This window comes from Streptomyces sp. NPDC008121, from assembly GCF_042957155.1.
In the GTDB taxonomy this organism is placed as follows: domain Bacteria; phylum Actinomycetota; class Actinomycetes; order Streptomycetales; family Streptomycetaceae; genus Streptomyces.
On the sequence record NZ_JBIBHT010000001.1, the window covers coordinates 189,208 to 207,120 of the forward strand.

Here is a 17,913-nt window from a genome sequence, read left to right on the forward strand (position 1 = left end):
CCCGGATGCGCTCATGCCTGCCCGTTGTGCCGCCCCACCGGAAGGCGAGTCACCCGCCCGGCGGAACACCGGCCGCGGAGGGACGGCGGGACCGGGGAATCGAGGTCGGGTCCGGGAGGGGCTTCCGGTACGGACCGGCCATCGGAGATGATCATCCGATGAAGCCGACCAGTCGCCGTACCGTCCTGACCTCCGTCGCCGCCGTCGCGGGCCTGCCGCTGCTGAGCGACGTCACCGGGGGTGGCGGCGTCGCCACCGCCGCCACGCCCGCCGCCGCGCCGCTGTCCGGGACGACGGCCCCGGCGGAGCGGTTCGCCTCCAACACCGCGCTGTACAGCAGCGGCGCCTTCCAGGAGGGCGTCGACTGGACGCGCCGCTTCCGCAGCGGCGCCCGCCCCGGTCTCCTCGACAACGCGAGCGGGACGAGCGAGGCCGTCCGCAGCACGGCGGTCATCGCCCCGCACGGCGGCGGCATCGAGGCCGGCACCAGCGAGCTGTGCCTCGCCATCGCCGGTTACGAACTCGCCGGCGCCGGGGCCACCCTCCCCGCGCCGAAAGCGGGTGTGCCGCAGCGGGACTACTGGATGTTCGAGGCGCTGGTCTCCCACGACGACCTCCACGTCACCTCGACCCACTGCGACGACCCGGCCGCGCTGGCCGTCTGCGGCGATAACCTGTACGCGGTCTCCCTGCACGGGTTCCGTCCGGAGACGGGTCCGGCCAAGCAGATCCTCATCGGCGGCCGGGACCAGCGGCTGATGCGGAACCTGGCGGCGGCGTTCGCCGCACACGGCTTCACCCCGGAGAACGGCGACGCCGACCTGGTGGTGAAGGTGGTCGTCGCAGGCGTCGACAGCCCGCTGAACGGCGACGACCCGACGAACATCGTCAACCGGACTCGGACGGGTTCCGGCGCCCAGCTGGAGATCTCCACCGAGCTGCGCCGGGCCATGTTCGGGGAGTTCGACGGCGCCGCCAACCGGCGGCGGACCGCCGGTGTGGGCACCGGTCACCAGGCCCACTTCTGGAACGGCTTCGTGGGCGCCGTACGCGAGGCGATCGACCGTCACGAGCAGGGCCGCGACTCCGTACGGTGAGCGACACCGCGCCCCGCCGGGGCCTGCGGTCGGGCGTCGCGGCCGGGCGTCCCGGCGCCTCCCCCGCTTCTCGTGGCATCGTGGGGACATGGCCATCGATGTGCGCCCGGCTTCGGACTTCGCGGACCTGCGGGCGGTGCTCGGACCGAAGTCGCCCGGTGCCAACGTCTGCTGGTGCCTGAGCCACCGGATCCCGTCCAAGCTCAACAACGAGCTGCGCGGGCCCGCGCGCGGTGACTACGTCGCCGAGCTGTGCCGGAAGGGGCCGCCGCCCGGGGTGCTCGCCTACGACGGCGACGAGCCGGTCGGCTGGGCCGCCGTCGCACCGCGCGCGGACACCTCGTTCGCCCGCAACCGCAAGATCCCGCACGTCGACGACCTGCCGGTGTGGTCCCTGTGGTGCGTCCGCGTCCGCCCGGGCCACCGCAAGCAGGGCATCTCGCACGCCCTCATCGACGGCGCGGTCGCGTTCGCCCGCGCTCAGGGCGCGCCGGTCGTCGAGGCGTACCCCCTGGACAACGGCGACGCGAAGGTCGACCTGACGATGGCGTACGCCGGTCTGCGGAAGAACTTCGAACGGGCCGGCTTCGTCCACACCGCCGACACGACATCGGTGCTGGCGGGCCACCCCCGGATCCTGATGCGCCGCGACCTGCGCTGACCCGCGGGTCCTGCGATGGTGAGCGCGGCGAACAGGGGGCAGGTCGCGGTGAGGGCCCCGGGTACGCTCGCCCGCATGTGGCCTCGGATCAACGGTATGCGCACGCTGGAGCTCGGGAGCCCCGGCGCCCTGCGCGACGAACTCAACGCCCTCGTCCTGGACGGCGCGAAGACGGCGACCGCCACCCTGCGGGCCGAGTACACCGAGGAGGGCGAGGGGCTCGAGGCCCCGGGGGAACACCTCGCCCTCCTCGACAACGGCGGCGCCGTCCTCGCCGTCCTCGAGGTCACGGACGTGCGGACGCACCCCTTCCTCGAGGTGCCCTGGTCCTTCGCCCGGGCGGAAGGCGAGGGCTACACCGACCTGGAGCACTGGCGAAGGGCCCACCTCCGCTTCTGGACGGACACCGAGGGCCGCCATGTCGACGCGACCACCCCGGTCGTGTGCGGTGCGCTTCGTGCGCGTCGGCGCGGGTTGATCCCTCCGGACGCCGCCGCGCCGGGCGGAGACCTGTTCGCCACCGAGGACGAGCCGGAGACGACCGCCACCGCCGCGAGACCGACGTCTCGCGCCCGCCTCACTCGCCGACGGAGTCGTCCGCCTCAGTGCCGACCTCGCGACCGGTGTCGTCGGCCGGCGCGTCCGGGATCCCGAGTGAGGTGAGGAACGCGGTCGCGGCGGGCGTGCGGCCGGCGCGGCTCCACACCACGTACTCGACGCGGGTCGGCGCGTCGGTGACCTCGACGGTGACGACGCCGGTGAGCCGGGGTGCGTACGCGGAGGGGAGCAGGGCGATGCCGAGCCCCTCGCCGACGAGCCGGGCCATCAGGGAGTCGGCGGTGGTCACCTCGAAGGCGACCTCCCGGGCGAGGCCGGCGGCCGCGAAGGCCTGATCGGACTGCGTCCGCCCGGCCGTGTCCGGCGGCAGGTCCACGAACACCTCGGGGGAGAGCCGGCGAAGGCCGACCGACCGCTCCCCGGCGAGGGGGTGGTCCGGGGCCACCACGGCGACGAGCCGGTCCCGCGCGAGTTCCCGCCCGTGCACGCCGTGGGGGCGCGCGGTGGTCGGCAGCCCGAGGAAGGCCAGGTCGAGGGTGCCCTCCGCGACCTGTTCGACGAGTTCCTCGCTCGCGCCGACGCGCAGGCCGACGCGGACGGCCGGATGGCGCCGGCGGAAGTCGCGCAGAGCGCCGGGGATGTCGACGGCGGCGACGGTGGGGATCAGGCCCACGGTGAGCCGTCCGCGTACCTCACCGACCGCGGCGGCGACCTCGGCGGCAGCCCGTCCGGCCGCCTCCAGGCATTGGCGCGCGGCGGGCAGGAAGGCCGCACCGGCCGGGGTGAGGCGCACCCGGCGGCTGGTGCGCTCGAAGAGCCTGGCGCCCAGTTCCTTCTCCAGGCGGGCGACTTGGTGGCTGAGGGCGGACTGGACGACCAGGCAGCGCTCGGCGGCCCGCGTGAAGCTGCGGGTCTCGGCGACGGCGATGACGTACCGCATCTGCTGGAGCTCCATCGATCCATCGTCGTTCGCGATCGATGGGATGACAAGCATGTGTTGGACTCATCGATCGCCCCGAATCGAGACTGTGGGCATGACCTCTCCCCCACCCGTACGCCTCCCTTCGGCCGGAAGCGGGAGCGCCGGGGGCTCGACGCCCCTTCTCCTGCTGACCGCGCTCGCTCCCGTCTCCTGGGGCACGTTCTACGTCGTCACCACCGAACTCCTGCCCGCGGGCCACCCGTTCTTCGCCGGACTGCTGCGCGCCCTGCCCGCCGGGCTGATCGCACTGGCGCTCGGCCGGACGTTGCCGCGCGGGGCCTGGTGGTGGAAGGCCGCGGTCCTCGGGGTGCTGAACATCGGGCTGCTCTTCCCGCTGCTCGTCGTCGCGGCGGAGCGGCTGCCGGGCGGTGTCGCCGCCACCCTGGCGGCGGCCCAGCCGCTCGTCGTCGCCCTGCTGGCGGTGGCGGTCCTGCGCGAGCGGCTGTCCGTACGCCGCCTCGGCTGGGGCGTCACCGGCATGGCCGGCGTCGGCCTGGTGGTGATCGGCCCGAGCGCCGCCCTCGACGTCGTGGGGGTCGCGGCGGGCCTCGCCGGCGCGGGGTCCATGGCGCTGGGGGTGACGCTCACCAAGCGATGGGGGCGCCCCCCGGGGGCCGGGCCCGCGGCGTTCGCGGGGTGGCAGCTCACGGCGGGCGGCCTGTTCCTGCTGCCGCTCACCTTCCTGGCCGAGGGGGCGCCTCCAGCGATCGACGCGCCCGCGGCCCTGGGCTACGGGTGGCTCGGGCTGGTCGGCGGCCTGGTTGCCTTCGTGCTGTGGTTCCGCGGCATCACGGCCTTGCCGGTCACCTCTGTCGCGTTCCTCGTCCTGCTCTCCCCGCTGGTCGCCGCCGCCCTCGGAGCCGTGCTGCTCGGCCAGACGCTCGGCCCGGTCCAACTCCTCGGGTTCGCCCTGGCCCTTACCGCGATCGCCGCGACCCACCTTCCCGCCTCCACCTCGGCGCCCGCCCGCCCACCAGCCTGAGTTCGTCTAGAGGTCGAACTCGATGTGCTCGGGGTCGGTGTACTCCACCAGAAGGCCGTGCGCGCGGCGGCCGTTGTCGCGGAAGTACACCTCTCCGAGCGCCTCGGCGGCGAGCTGCTGGAGCCGTCCTTCGCCGGCTCCCTGGTCGTGGGCGTCGAAGAGGCGCGCGGCGTGGCGGGGCGGCAGGGCGACGGTGAGGTGGCGGACGCGGGCGTCGTCGGTGGTGCCGGGCGCGGCGGTGTAGCCGAAGCGGGCGCGGGTGTCGATGACGAGACCGGCGGAGGTGGCGGCCGTCCTCTTCGCCTTCGCCCGGACCTGGGGCTGCCAGCGCTTCCGCACCTCGCGCTCCATGCGGTCGGCGAGCTCGGGACGCGGCGTCCTGAGCTGCCCCTTCACGTACCGCTCGACGGTGCGCTGGGACACCCGCAGCAGCTGTGCGACGGTCTTGGTGCTGCCTTTGCTCTGCTTGACGAGGTAACGCATGCGCGCGCCCGCGCTCTTGGGGACGGGGCGGGTGAACACCCGCTCCAGGGCCCTGTCGAGCCCCTCTCCGACCGATGCCATCGCCGTCGCCTCCTCCTGTCCTTCGTTCGCCGTCCACCGGCTCTCGACCGCCGGCTGTCGTCTGCTGTCCGTGGGCTCTACCGTCCGTCGTCCTGGGCGGTGACCTCGCCGGTCTTGATGTAGCGGGCCAGGTTCAGTTCCTGTCCGTACGTCTCGCGGACGTGCTCGGCCCACAGGGTGGTCTGCGTGCCCTCGTGCTTGACCATGCCCGGGGAGACCCCGATCCGGAAGGAGCCGGGCACGGTCGTGCCGTCGGCGGCGTAGGGCAGGACGTCGAGCGGGCTCGGGCCCTCGGCGGCGTAGACGGCGCAGTCGGAGAGGACCGAGACGGGGTAGCGTCCCGTGGCGGCGGCGAGGGCGAGCATCTTGCGGTGCATGCCGACGCGGGCGCGGGAGATGACGGCGGCGCGGATGTCGGGCCGCCAGGTGGGGCGGGCGAGGGCGGGCCAGGGTTCGCCGGGGCGCCAGCCGCCGCCGTGCGGCCGTTCGCGGAGTTTGCCGAGGCCGCCTTTCACGGTGGCCTTGATCGCGGACAGCACGACCGCCGTCTCGGGGTCGCGCCGCCGGTATCCGTCCATGGCGGTGAGGAGTTCGGCCGGTGTCATGTCCTCGGTGACGCCGAGATCGGCCATGGTGGTGACGTAGGCGTGGCGCAGCCGTTTGTACCAGTCGTCGAGGTAGCGGCCGCTCGTGGGGCGCAGCCGGCCCTCCAGGGGTGCGACGTCGTAGCCGAGTTCGACCGCGTACGCGACGGTCGGGGTGGTGTACCAGGCCGGGCCGGCCGGCCGTTCCCCGGTGGGGGTGAACGGGCTGGGCAGCAGGTCGCCTTCGAGGGTCCGCCACTCCTTGCCGACCCTGACCCGGGAGGGGTCGACGTGGGAGAGGTCGACCAGCCAGGAGCCGGGCACCTTGGGGTCGAACGCGGGGCTGTCCACGCGGACGGGGTCTCCCGTCAGGCCGACGAGGGCGCCGTTGGCGGCGGCGCCGAAGGCGAGGTTGACGTCGATGCCGACGACGTGGCCCCGCAGGCATTCGGCGTCCGTGAGCGGGCGTGCCCAGTCGTACGCCTCCTCCATCAGCATCTCGTCGGGGCCGCGTTGGTGGAAGCGGGGCAGGGCGGCGAGGAGCGGGTGGCCGTCGGGCGCCTCGCAGGGCGCGCACGTGACGGGGTCCGTGCCGAGGGAGCCGGGGTTGTACTCGCTGTGGCGCCTGCCGGTGGGGTCCGGCTTGCTCGCCCGGGTGGGGGGCCGCAGGGCGGTCATCAACGCCAGGCCGGTCACGGCGGTGGAGCCGCGCGGTGTCATCACGCGGGTCGCGTACGTGCCGAGGAGGCGGGCGAGGTCCGCCGGGGGCAGGTGGGCGGCGCCGTGCCAGTGCCGGGGGTCGAGCGCGTCCCAGGCGGGGACGCACAGCTGGACGGAGAAGCGCCTGGACTCCTCGGCGGGGCGGTAGATCCAGGCCCAGGGGCCGAGGCCGCGGCGCGTCAGGCGCCAGTCGGCGCGCAGGATCTGCCGGACCGCCTCGTGGGAGTCGGGCAGGCGCCCCGCCAGACGCTCCTCGGGGGTGAGGCGGGGCGGCAGGCCGTAGCGCCGGAGCGCCGTCTCGGTCAGGACGAGCAGCGGGTCGGCGTCCTTGCCCGCGCCGTGCAGCCTCTCCTGGCCGAGGCGGGCCTCCGCGAGGGTCCATTCGACCAGGGCGGGCAGGGTGGTGGCGGGCACGTCCAGGACGAGACCGCCGACGCAGTACGCGAGGGCGTGCCCGTCGGGGTCGGCGTCGACGACGGCGAGCGGCCCGTTGGCGAAGGGGGGGTCGTCGGCCGCCGGGGCGGCGACGCTGCCCGGGGCGCGCCGGACGCCCCCCTTCCGGCCGGCGGGACGCGAGGCGCGCGACGCGGGGGCGGGCGCTTGGGCCGGTGCTTGAGCGGAGGCCGGTGCCTGGGCCGGGGCGGGCGCTTGGGTCGGGGCGGGATCCGGGGCCTGGGCGGGGACGGGGGCGGTCTCCGGCGGGGGCGCGCGCATGACCTCGGGCTCGGGCGCGGGGTACTTGGCGGCCCATCCCTCCAACAGCCGCCGGTACGCCTGCCGGCGCGGCTGCCGCGGCTCGCTCCGCCCGCTCTCCCAGTTCTTCACGGTCTGGGTACTGGTCTCCAGCGCCTGCGCGAGGCGCGCCTGCGTGACCCCGGCGGCCTCCCGCAGCCGCGCCCGCTCCTTGGGCGCCGGCATCTCCGGCTCACCCGCCAGGAGCGCGTCCACCGCGCTGAACAGTTCTTCCTCGGTCGGCATCGGCCACCTCCCCGTGGGACCCTAACGTAATTTAACCCCGTCTGTAGCCTCGGCTTTAGCCCATGTCGGTGATCCGCTGCCAGCCGCCGAGCACGTACCCCTGACGTGTACGGCGTGGCGTGAAGAACCGGTGAAAAAGATGATCATGACTACTCCCCCGGCGCTTAGTCTGGCCGAATGACATTCATGTTCGGACGAAGAAGCCGCCTCGCCCAGCTCTCTCTCGGGGCGGCCGTAGCCGCCTCCGTCCTGCTTCCCGTCCAGCCCGCCCAGGCCGCCTCCGGCCTGGACCCGTTCGCCGCGAACTTCTCGCTGACGCGCGTCGACGGGGACAAGACGAACCTCATCACCTCCGCCGAGGCCGCCGGAGTCGCCAAGGCGTCGGTGACCGACGTCCTGGGCACCCGTACGGGACGTCCGGGGCTCTGTCACGCCACCGGACTGAACGGCGCCCTCAAACCCGACGGGTTCTGCTGGGACGATGACGACGACAGGTCCAACTACGCCGAGAGCGGCGGCGGTTGGATGCCGCAGGGCTTCGCGGGATCGCACGCCGCCACCGACGACGGGCTGTACGCGGGCCGCTCCCTGACGGTCACCTCCTGGTACCACGGCACGTACGTCAAGGGCCGCACGCCGCCGACCGTCGAGGACTACGCCAGGGTCTCGATCGCGGAGTCGGCCGGCGGCCAGGTGAAGTACGGGCACATCGCGCTCGTGGAACCGGTCGACGGCAACTTCAAGCCGCTGGAGTACCCCTCGCACTCGGACGGCGTCGCCTGGTACGGCAACCGCCTGTTCGTCGCCAACGGCGCCGAGCTGCAGGTCTTCGACCTGACGCGGATGTGGCGCATGAACGACACCACCAGCGCCCTCACCCGGCTGGCCGCGGGCAAGACCTCCGCCCGCTACCACCTCTGGGCCATGCCGCTCGTCGCCCGCTACAGCACCATCAGCACCGCCGCGGTCGACAACGTCTCCACGGCGTACGTCAACGGCAACCCGCGCGCCTGCGGTCCTTCGGTCAACAGCGAGCTGTGCCTGAGCAGCCTCAGCATCGACCGGTCCGGCGCCACGCCGGCCCTCGTCTCGGTCGAGAACCGCGGCGGCGCCGGCGCCCGCATCGTCCGCTGGCCGCTGTCGGCCCTCGGTACCGGCACGCCGAACACGGTGGCCTCGGAGACCACGGGCTACACCTCTCCCGTGTGGGGCATCCAGGGCACGGCCACGGACGGCACCAGCTACTACATGAGCGGGACCTGCCCGACGTACTGGCCGGGCGGCACCGAGCTCTACTCCTGCATCCACGTGGCCAAGCCCGGCGAGGCGCCGCACGTCCTCACCCAGGCGCCGCAGCTGACCCAGGGCCTCTCCTGGGACCCCCGTGCCAAGCGGCTCTGGGGCGCCAACGAGGCACTGGTGGACTCCAGCGGACCGCGCCGCGTGGTGTTCAACGTCGAGCCCGACGCCGGCAAGCCCGTCGACGGCTGGAGCTGGCTCACCAACTTCCACCAGGCGGGCTCCGTCTGCGCCACGCCCCAGGGCAACGGCACCGCCAACGGCACCCCGATCACGGTGTGGGCCTGCACCGGCTCGGAGACCCAGCGCTGGAAGTACGAGAACGGTCTGATCGTCCACAAGCCGAGCGGGAAGTGCATCACCCCCGAGGCCAACGGGGCCAACACCAACGGCGCGCTGCTGACCCTGTGGACCTGCAACCCGTCGAGCGACGTGCAGAGGTTCTCCCCGTCGGCCGACGGCAGCGCCGTCAACGCCTACGGCAAGGCCATCACGCCGAAGGGCAACTCCCTGGGCAACGGCGTCTGGCTGACGCTGTGGACCCACGGCAGCCCCACGCCCGACGTCCAGGACTGGGTGATCAAGGGCTTCTAGCCCCTCGATCTCCCCCTCCCCCGTCCCCGCACGCGACGCGCACGCCGGAGGGGCCGGCCCGTCACCGGGCCGGCCCCTCCTCCGGCCGCGCGTCCGCTCCCGTCGCGGCTTCCGCAGCGCCGGCTCGGCCCGTCAGTCGCCGTCCGCGGTGCCCAGGGCCTGGACGTCGACCGTGCCGTACACCTCGTGGATGTAGACGTTGGTGAGCCGGGGGTTGCGGTAGAACAGGGCCTTGTCGGCGACGATCGGCAGGTAGTAGGCGCCGTCGACGACCTGGTGGTCGATGCGCCGGTGGATCTCCGCGGCCTCGGCGGGGTCGTCGGCGGCCGCGGCCTGGTCGAACAGGGTGTTGATCCGGGGGTCGTTCACCTCGGCGAAGTTGAAGTTGCCGCCGGGCAGGATCTGGCGGCCGTCGACGAGCGGCTCCAGGAACCCGGAGCCGGTGGGGTAGTCGGCGCCCCATCCGAGGAAGGTCAGGCCGTAGCCCTTGGTCTTGACGACGCTGGGCGTGCCGATGACCCCGGCGCGCTGGGCGGGGTCGTAGGTCTCGATCGTGACGGAGATGCCGACCGCCTTGAGCGCGTTCCGCAGGGCGTCAGCGGACTGCCGCTCTTCCGGCCGGTCCGCCCGGGCGGCGAGCTTCGTGGTGAAGCCGCCGGGCTTCCCGCAGGCCCGCAGTTCCTCCTTCGCCTTGTCGGTCCGCGGCTTGCCGCTCGCCCGTCCGAAGGGGTCGTAGGCGTCGGAGTCGGCGATCGTCGGCGGGAGCATGGTCGTCTGCCGCGAGCCGGCCACCGGGCCCCCGCGCACCGTCGCGAGGGCGGCGGTGTCCGCCGCGTACACCACGGCCTTCCGGCAGTGCGCGTTGTCGAGCGGCGGGACCTTCGAGGCGAGGGCGAGATAGCGGACGAAGCCGGTGTGCGGGTTGTCGGCGTTCTTCTTCAGCTGCGGGTCCTGCAGCACCTTCGCCCGGGCCGCCGGCATGAGGCCGGTCGTGCTCACACTGAGGTCGGTGCTGCCGGCGAGCAGCCGCGCGTCGAGCTCGTCGCCGCTGGAGGAGACGGTCAGCTCCACCTTGTCCGGCAGGGCCTTGCGCAGCGGGTCGGTGGCCGGGTCCCAGCGGTCGTTGCGGACGAGGGTGAGCGACTTCCCCGGGACGTACGCGTCGAAGCGGTACGGCCCCGAGGAGACCGGCTTCTCGCCGTAGCGGGCGCCCGTGTCCCGTTCACGCGGTACGGGGGCGGTGGCGCCCATGGCCAGCAGGTGCGGGAAGTCGGAGTCGGGCTTGGCGAGGGTGAAGACGAGCGTCGAGTCGTCGACGGTCCGCACCGAGCGCAGCCCGAGCTTGTCCGGGGACGGGTCCCGGTACGGGCCGGGATAGTCCTGGCCCTGGTCCAAGGCCTCGACCAGGAAGAGCGGACCGCCGGCGAGGACGTCCTGCGCGAAGACGCGCTCGATGCCGTACTTGACGTCCTTGGCGGTGATCGCCGTGCCGTCCTCGAAGGTCAGGCCCCGCTTCAGCTTGACCGTGTAGGTCCTGCCTCCGTCGGTCGAGACCGGGGCGGCCTCGGCGAGGTCGGGGACGAGGGTCCGGCCCTTCCGGCCCGGTGCGGCGTCGTAGGTGTAGAGGGTGCGGGCGTAGAGGCGCTGCATGTTCCAGACCCACCCGTAGTACGAGCGGGCGGGGTCCCACGAGTCGGCGTCGTAGCTGGTCGACAGGCGGAGCGTGCCGCCCTTCTTCGTGGAGGCGTTCACCACCTTGCCGACCGCGGCGTCGAAGCCCGCGGCGGTGGTGGAGCCGCCCGAACCGCCGCCTGTCGAGGCGTCGTTCGAGGTGTCGGTCTTGTCCTTGTTCTGGACGGCCCACAGGGCGGCGGCGGTGCCGCCGCCGAGCGCGAGGGTCACGGCGAGGGCGATGGCCACCAGCCGGCCGCGGGGGCGGGTGCGTCCGGCGCCCGTCCGGTGCCCGGGCCGGGTCGACGCCGGCCCGGCTCCCGTGGTGTCCGGGAACGGCGTTGCGGCCGGACGGCCGATGACGGCGAGGGGCGGCGCGCCGGCGGCGCCCGGCGGGGTCTCCGCGGCGGGGGTGTGGGGTCCGGCGGCCGGCTGCGGGGCGGGCGGGAAGACGGGCCGGGGCGGCGGTACGGGGGTGGGCGCCGGCGCGGGTGACTTGCCGAGGCGGACCGGCGGCTCGTCGACCGGGACGGTCTCCGGGGCGGCCACGGCGCCGTGCGTGGGCTCGCCGCCGCGGTCGGCCTCGCCGCCGGAGCCGTGGCCGTCGTCCTCCGCGCCGGCCGGAGCCGCCCGGTGGGCGAGGCGCGGGTCGGGTGTGGCGGGCGTTGCGGGGGTGGCCGGGGTGGCGGGTGTGGCCAGGGGCTCCGAGGGGCGGGAGGTGAGGGCCCGGGCCACCGCTCCCGGCAGCCAGTCGGTCTCCTGCGGCAGGTGCCCCGAGAAGGTCTGTCCGCCGGCCTCGCCGAGCAGCTGCCCCAGCTCCGCGAGCAGTTCGGGCACGGTGGGACGCCGGCCGGGCTCCTTGGCGAGACAGCGGGCGACGAACTCCGTGTCGGCGGGCAGGCCGCGGAGGTCCGGCTCTTCGTAGACGGCGCGGAAGTTGACCGAGTGGGGTGAACCGATGCCGAACGGCCCGGCTCCGGTGGCCGCGAAGGCCAGGACGGCGCCGAGGGAGAACATGTCGCTGGCCGGGCCGACCGCTCGCCCCGTGACCTGCTCGGGCGACATGAAGCCGGGGGTGCCGATCACCATCCCGGCCTGGGTCAGCGCGGTCGCCTCGGTGGCCACGGAGATGCCGAAGTCGATGACCCGCGGCCCGTCCCCCGCGATCAGCACGTTCGACGGCTTGAGGTCGCGGTGGATCAGCCCCGCACCGTGGATGGCCTCGAGCGCCTCGACCAGGCCGGCGCTCAGGAGGAGCAGCGAGTGCCGGGGCCAGGCGCCGTGGGCGCGTACCGCCGCGTCGAGCGGAAGGCCGGGGACGTAGGCGGTGGCGAGCCAGGCGGGCGACCCTTCCGGGTCGGCGTCCACCACGGCCGCGGTGAAGAAACCGGTGACCCTGCGGGCCGCCTCCACCTCACGGGCGAAGCGCCGCCGGAACTCCGGGTCCTCGGCCAGTTCGGAGCGCACCACCTTGACGGCGACCATCCGGCCGCTGGTCGAGCGGCCCAGATAGACCCGGCCCATGCCGCCCGCCCCCAGGCGGGCGAGGAGCCGATAGCGGCCCACCTGCCGCGGGTCCGCCCCGTCCAGCGCTTCCACTGCCGCCCCCCGCCGATGGCCCGCCCCGTGCTCGTCAGGCGATGATGACACACCAGATCACGACCATCCGGCGCGGGTTCGGGCCCGTCCGGGCCGGTCGGCGGGCCGCGGCGGGACCGGGACGACCGGTCGACGGCCCGCCGGCCGCCGACCGCGCCGGGCGCCGGCCGCCAAGGCCTCGTGGATCAAGCCCGTAATATGCACGCGGTCGCCGCCCACCGCTCGGTTCCGGTCGCGCGTCGGCGCCGATCTCCGGACTCCCACCGGGTCCGTACGGATGACTCTTTCCCCTTACTGGAGGCCTTGTTGAAACGCCGCTGGCTCTTGCCCCTTTTCGGGGCACTGCTCGCCGTCCTGGCGCCCGTCGTGCCCGCCGCACCCGCGGCCGCCGTCGATCCCGCCGACTGCGGGGGCGCGGGGGTGGAGCGCTTCGGTGCCGCCTCGGTGACCGGCGCCATCGTCGGCGCCGCCGTGCACGAGGGGCGCGGATATGTCGTGACCCGGGGTCTGAAGCCCCCGGTGCTCGCGGAGTACGACCTCGCCACGCGCCGGGTCGTACGCCAGACGCCGATACCCGACGGCCCCGCCGAGGGTTCTCCCGAAGGCGCGTGGGCCACCGCCGTGTCGGGCGGCAAGGTGTATCTCGGCACCTATCCCGTGCCCGACCTCTACCGTTTCGACCCCGCCACCGGCAAGGTCGAGCGCCTCGCCTCCCTCGGGGTCAACGGCGGCTTCATCTGGAGCATGGCCGCCGCGCCGGACGGCAAGATCTACGCGGGGACGTACCCGGACGGCAAGGTGTGGGAGTACAACCCCGCCAACGGAGCCGTCCGCAACTTCGGTGTCCTGGCCGCCGGTGAGCGCTACGTCCGCTCCCTTGACGTCGACGCGACCCATGTCTACGCCGGTCTGCTCGACACCGGCAAGCTGGTCTCCGTCAACCGGTCCACCGGCGCGACGCGCGTCCTGGCGCAGGGGGACACCGGCTTCGCCGCGGTCTCCGTCGGCCGCACCCGGGTGCGGGCCGCCAGCGGCGACACGCTGTACGACGTCCGCACCGACGGCACCGACCTGCGCAAGGTCGACCTGGGCGGGAACTCGGTCGACTCGATCGGCCTGGCGCCGGACTACACCGCCTACCTCTCCACCCGCCCGCACGGCACCGTGTACCGCTACCGCACCGCCGAGCCGCTGGTCGAGATCGGTACGCCCCGCTCCCAGGAGGAGACCCGGGGCATGGTCCTGGACGGGACCACGCTCACCGGTTTCGCCGGCAGCGGCGGGGTCTGGACGATGGACGTGACCACGGGGCAGTCGGCGTACACCGATCTGCTGGCCGCGGGTCTCACCGGCGGCGCCGAGCGTCCCCAGTCGATGCTGCTGGACGCGGAGCGCGGTGCGGTCTGGGTCGGCGGGCACTTCTCCGTGACGGTCCACCATCCCGCCTCGGGAACCCAGCGCCGTATCTGGGTGCCGGGCGAGCCGAAGGCGCTGACCCGCCGCGGCGACAAGATCTACGCGGCGATCTATCCGAGCGGTCAGATCGTCGAGATCGACGCACAGACCGACGCGATGCGCAGTCTCGGCTACCTCGGTCACGGCCAGCAGCGCCCCTGGGACCTCGAGTACGACCCCGCCACCGACAAGCTGCTGGTGGCCAGCGCGCCGCTCGGCGCCTCCCTGAAGGGCGCCCTGTCGGTCGTGGACCCCGACACCGCGCAGATCGAGGTGTACCCCGACGTGATCAAGGACCAGAGTCTGATGACCCTGAGCCTCGGTCCGGGCGGTGTGGTGTACCTCGGCGGTGACGTCCGGGGCGGCGGCGGCACGCCTCCGACGCGTACCACCGCGGCCGTGGCCGCCTTCGACCTGGCCTCGCGGACCGTGAAGTGGGAGGTCCTGCCGGTCGCGAACAACCAGACGCTGCAGGACATCAAGGTGCACGACGGCATCCTGTACGGCGTCCTCAAGCGCAACGCGGGCTGGTTCACGCTCGACCTGGCGACCCGCAAGGTCCTCGACAAGGGCACCCTGTCCGGCTACGGCGAGATCGAGGTGCACCAGGACAAGGTGTTCACCTCGACGTACTTCGGCGGCGGCAACGTCCATCTGCTCGGCCCCGGGCTGGCGGACCCGAAGCTGCTCGCCACCGGTCTCGGTGACGACTGGTACACCAATCCGCAGCTCGCGTTCGAGCCGGGCGGCTGGAAGGCGTGGGCGCTCGCGGGCCGCGATCTGGCCCGGCTGCGGCTCGACCCGGCCTGCGCGCCGCTGACCGTCACCCCCTGACCCCCCGCTCCTCCGCCCGCGGGCCGACGGCCCCGCGGAACGGCTGATCCACCACCCCGTCCGCTCTCCGGCGGGGGCCCGTGCGCCACGGGCCCCCGCCGGTCGGTTTCCGGGGCGGGTCGGCGCTGCTGCCGTTCCGGTCGGGCGCACACCGCTGTGACCACGGAAGCGATCAGTGAGGAGCCACGGCCGTGGCGCCCACCGCCGTGCGCGCCGCCGCCACGAAGGCCGCGATCGCCGGGTGGGTGCCGCCGCCCGCGCGGAAGGCGACCTTCGAGCGGCGGAAGAGGGGAAGCCGGGTCAGGACCACGTCCTCGGGAGCGTGGGCGGTGGCCATCTCCGGGACGAATCCGGCGCCTTGCCCGATGGCGGCCAGTGCCAGGACCGTACGGAAGTCGTTGACCTGATGGCGGATGCGCGGCTGGAAACCAGCCGCCTGACAGGCGCGTACCGCCATCGCGTGACCGGTCGTGCCGTCCCTGGCGGTGATCCACGGGGACGCGGCCCATGGTCCGAGCAGCTCCGCCAGGGTTTCGCCGGGGGCGGTGCGACCGGTGGCGGGAGCGTTGCCGGTGGCCAGGTACACCGGCTCCTCCAGCAGGGGCACCCGGTCGACCGTGGCGTCCGGTGACGCGGGCACGAAGTCGTAGTCGTGGACGAGGGCCACGTCGAGTTCGCCGGCGCGCAGGCCGTCGGAGACCCGCGCCGAGTCGATCTCCTTCACCATGGGTTCCAGCGCGGGATGCCGCCGGGCCAGTTCGGCCAGTGTGGCGGGCACGATCGCGGGGCCGCCGGAGGGAAACGTCCCGATCCGCAGCGGCCCGCCGATGCCCTCGCGTGCCCCGGCCAGCTCGGAGACCGCCCGTTCGAGGCGTTCGAGGACGGCATCGGCGTGGGTGACGAGGGTGCGGCCGGCGGGAGTGAGCACCACCCGTCTGCCGCTGCGTTCCAGCAGGGGTACGCCCGCCTCGCGTTCCAGCACGCTCAGTTGCTGGGAGACGGCCGAGGCGGTGAAGGTCAGGGCCTCGGCGACGGCCGCGATGGTGCCGCGTCGGTCCAGTTCGCGCAGCAGGTGGAGACGTCGGACATCGAGCATAAGCTGAGCTTACGCATAGGCGTAGAAACATGAGCTGGAACTACCGGGTCGATGTCGGTCAGGCTGGGCGCATGAAGCCCGAAGCGCATCTCACCGGCCTGTTCGTCCCTCTGGTGACCCCGTTCACCGACGATCTGCGTCTCGCCCCGGACACGCTCGCCCGCCTCGCCGACGAGGCGTTGTCGGCCGGCGGCGCCCGGGGACTCGTCGCCCTGGGCACCACCGCGGAGGCGGCCACGCTGACCCCCGAGGAGAAGCGGACCGTGGTCCGTATCTGCGCGGACGCCTGCCGGGCCTACGGAGCTCCGCTGATCGTCGGCGTCGGCACGAACGACACCGCCGCCGCCGTCACGACCCTGCGGGAGCTCGCTCGGAGCGGTGACGCCGCCGCGGCGCTGGTTCCCGCGCCGCCCTACACCCGGCCCGGCGAGGCGGGAACGCTGGCGCACTTCACGGCGCTCGCCGCACACGGGGGTCTGCCGCTGGTCGTCTACGACATCCCGTACCGCACCGCTCAGCCCCTCGGCACCGGCGCGCTGCACGCGATCGGGCGACTCCCGCAGGTCGTCGGGGTCAAGTACGCGACCGGGGTGATCGACGCTGCCGCGATGGAACTGCTCGGGTCGTCGATCCCGGGCTTCGCGGTGCTCGGCGGCGATGACGCCGTCATCTCGCCGCTGCTCGCGGCGGGCGCCCACGGCGGCGTCCTCGCGTCGGCCAATGTCCGCACCGCTGATTACGCCGAGTTGATCTCGCTGTGGCAGCGCGACGCCACCGGGCCGGCCCGCAGGCTGGGAGCCGAGCTGGCCCGGCTGTCCGCCGCGCTCTTCGCCGAGCCGAACCCGACCGTGATCAAGGGGGTCCTGCACGCCCAGGGCCGTATCCCCAGCCCGGCCGTCCGGCTGCCGCTGCTGGCCGCCTCCGCCGATGTAGTCGGGCGAGCGGCAGAGCTGGCCGCCGCCGGGACCCGCCGTGCCCCTCAGGAGATTGCGGCCTGAGACGGCCCGTGACCCCGGGGGGGACCCGGTATTCATGACTTGAACACGCAACCGCCCCCCAAGAGGCGGCACTTGGGATTCGGCCGATGTCGACGTGAAGTATTGACGGCACGGAGGGCGGGCGGTTGACTCACCGCACCGTGCCGGAACCGGTTCCGACACCGATGTCAGCCCTGCCCGTCCCCCGCCGCGGAGGCTCCCCCGATGCGTGTCACCATCGCCGACGTCGCACGTGAGGCGGGTGTCAGCAAGACCACCGTCTCCCGGGTCCTGAACACCGGCGCCGAGGTGGACGCCGTGACCGCCGCCCGCGTTCGTGAAGTGATCGGTGTCCTGGGATACGTGCCCAGCTCCGGGGCGGTCGGACTGGCGCGCGGCAGCAGCCGGACCATCGGCATGCTGATCCCGTCGCTGACCTGGCCCTGGGTCGGCGAAGTCCTCCAGGGGGTCGCCGACACCGTCGAAGCCGCGGGCTACGGACTGCTGCTCTTCACCTGCAACCGGGGCGCCGACTCCGTCACCCACTTCGCCGGGCAGGTCTCCGCCCGGGCGTTCGACGGGCTGCTGGTCGTCGAGCCGGAGAACACCCTCGACACGATCACCGCCATGCACCGCCGGGGGCTGCCGGTCGTCCTCGTCGACGACCGTGGCCACCACCCGGAGTTCCCCTCCGTCACCACCACCAACCACGCCGGCGGCTCGTCCGCCGCAGCCCATCTGGCCGCCTCCGGCCGGACCCGGCCCCTGGTCATCACCGGACGCCGGGACTTCGGGTGCGTCCGGGACCGGCTGGCCGGGTTCCTGGACGTCCTGCCCTCCGACCTGGTCGTCGAGGGCGAGTTCACCGAGGAGACCGGGCGGGCCGGTGTGGAGCGGGCCCTCGACGGGGGCGGGGACTTCGACTGCGTCTTCGCGCACAACGACCTCATCGCCGCGGGCGCCCTGCGCGCCCTGCGGAAGGCGGGCCGGCGGGTCCCGGAGGACGTCGCGGTCGTGGGGTTCGACGACATCCCGATGGCCCGTCACACCGAGCCGCCGCTGACCACCGTCCGGCAGCCCATGCGGCGGATGGGCGAGACCGCCGCCGGGATGCTGCTCGCCGGACTCGCCGGGGGCACGATCCCTGACGAACCCGTCGTCCTGCCCACCGAACTCGTCGTGCGCCGCTCCGCCCCTGCCCCCTGACCACCCGGCTCGCACACCCTGGCCACAGCGCACCGCCGGCCGAGGCCCTCGGCCGC

General features: G+C 73.8%; 13 protein-coding genes. 8 read left to right on the forward strand and 5 right to left on the reverse strand.

What is annotated here, in order from left to right; all coding sequences use genetic code 11:
• The first annotated feature begins 158 nt into the window (after nucleotides 1-158).
• The 3 genes from ACFZBD_RS00835 (at nucleotide 159) to ACFZBD_RS00845 (ending at nucleotide 2,421) form a co-directional block, all read left to right on the forward strand.
• Complete coding sequence (locus tag ACFZBD_RS00835) at nucleotides 159-1,097, forward strand: poly-gamma-glutamate hydrolase family protein (protein ID WP_391133131.1); 939 nt, start codon at nucleotides 159-161, stop codon at nucleotides 1,095-1,097.
• 88 nt (nucleotides 1,098-1,185) lie between these two features.
• Nucleotides 1,186-1,758 (forward strand): GNAT family N-acetyltransferase, encoded by a 573-nt coding sequence (locus ACFZBD_RS00840; RefSeq protein WP_391133134.1) that lies wholly within the window; start codon nucleotides 1,186-1,188, stop codon nucleotides 1,756-1,758.
• 75 nt (nucleotides 1,759-1,833) lie between these two features.
• Nucleotides 1,834-2,421: an ASCH domain-containing protein gene (locus ACFZBD_RS00845; RefSeq protein ID WP_391133137.1), complete on the forward strand. Its 588-nt coding sequence runs from the start codon at nucleotides 1,834-1,836 to the stop codon at nucleotides 2,419-2,421.
• Here the strand turns inward: ACFZBD_RS00845 and ACFZBD_RS00850 are convergent.
• Nucleotides 2,336-3,271 (reverse strand): LysR substrate-binding domain-containing protein, encoded by a 936-nt coding sequence (locus tag ACFZBD_RS00850; protein ID WP_391135841.1) that lies wholly within the window; start codon nucleotides 3,269-3,271, stop codon nucleotides 2,336-2,338. The two genes, ACFZBD_RS00845 and ACFZBD_RS00850, sit on opposite strands and share 86 nt — an antisense overlap.
• 79 nt (nucleotides 3,272-3,350) lie before the next feature.
• On the opposite strand from ACFZBD_RS00850, the gene ACFZBD_RS00855 reads away from it, so the two are divergent.
• The gene (locus ACFZBD_RS00855; RefSeq protein ID WP_391133140.1) at nucleotides 3,351-4,280 is read left to right on the forward strand and encodes an EamA family transporter; all 930 of its coding nucleotides are present in this window, start codon (nucleotides 3,351-3,353) and stop codon (nucleotides 4,278-4,280) included.
• 6 nt (nucleotides 4,281-4,286) lie between these two features.
• Here ACFZBD_RS00855 and tpg read toward each other — a convergent pair whose 3' ends face one another.
• Both tpg and tap read right to left on the reverse strand, forming a co-directional pair.
• Complete coding sequence (gene tpg / locus ACFZBD_RS00860) at nucleotides 4,287-4,844, reverse strand: telomere-protecting terminal protein Tpg (RefSeq protein ID WP_391133143.1); 558 nt, start codon at nucleotides 4,842-4,844, stop codon at nucleotides 4,287-4,289.
• 77 nt (nucleotides 4,845-4,921) lie between these two features.
• The gene (gene tap / locus ACFZBD_RS00865) at nucleotides 4,922-7,126 is read right to left on the reverse strand and encodes a telomere-associated protein Tap (protein ID WP_391133146.1); all 2,205 of its coding nucleotides are present in this window, start codon (nucleotides 7,124-7,126) and stop codon (nucleotides 4,922-4,924) included.
• Nucleotides 7,127-7,312: 186 nt separating this feature from the next.
• Between tap and ACFZBD_RS00870 the strand changes: the two genes are divergently transcribed.
• Nucleotides 7,313-9,019 (forward strand): ricin-type beta-trefoil lectin domain protein, encoded by a 1,707-nt coding sequence (locus ACFZBD_RS00870; RefSeq protein WP_391133149.1) that lies wholly within the window; start codon nucleotides 7,313-7,315, stop codon nucleotides 9,017-9,019.
• 132 nt (nucleotides 9,020-9,151) lie between these two features.
• Here ACFZBD_RS00870 and ACFZBD_RS00875 read toward each other — a convergent pair whose 3' ends face one another.
• Nucleotides 9,152-12,289, reverse strand: a complete 3,138-nt coding sequence (locus ACFZBD_RS00875; protein ID WP_391133152.1) for an ABC transporter substrate-binding protein — start codon at nucleotides 12,287-12,289, stop codon at nucleotides 9,152-9,154.
• Between the two features lie 324 nt (nucleotides 12,290-12,613).
• Between ACFZBD_RS00875 and ACFZBD_RS00880 the strand changes: the two genes are divergently transcribed.
• The gene (locus tag ACFZBD_RS00880; protein WP_391133155.1) at nucleotides 12,614-14,578 is read left to right on the forward strand and encodes a hypothetical protein; all 1,965 of its coding nucleotides are present in this window, start codon (nucleotides 12,614-12,616) and stop codon (nucleotides 14,576-14,578) included.
• 172 nt (nucleotides 14,579-14,750) lie between these two features.
• Here the strand turns inward: ACFZBD_RS00880 and ACFZBD_RS00885 are convergent, their stop codons facing one another.
• The gene (locus ACFZBD_RS00885; RefSeq protein WP_391133158.1) at nucleotides 14,751-15,674 is read right to left on the reverse strand and encodes a LysR substrate-binding domain-containing protein; all 924 of its coding nucleotides are present in this window, start codon (nucleotides 15,672-15,674) and stop codon (nucleotides 14,751-14,753) included.
• Between the two features lie 71 nt (nucleotides 15,675-15,745).
• On the opposite strand from ACFZBD_RS00885, the gene ACFZBD_RS00890 reads away from it, so the two are divergent.
• Together ACFZBD_RS00890 and ACFZBD_RS00895 are read left to right on the forward strand one after the other, a co-directional pair.
• Entirely contained in the window at nucleotides 15,746-16,672 is a 927-nt protein-coding gene (locus tag ACFZBD_RS00890; RefSeq protein WP_391133162.1) for a dihydrodipicolinate synthase family protein, read from the forward strand.
• Between the two features lie 204 nt (nucleotides 16,673-16,876).
• Nucleotides 16,877-17,857, forward strand: coding sequence for a substrate-binding domain-containing protein (locus ACFZBD_RS00895; RefSeq protein WP_391133165.1), 981 nt, complete (start codon nucleotides 16,877-16,879; stop codon nucleotides 17,855-17,857).
• Nucleotides 17,858-17,913: the final 56 nt, after the last annotated feature.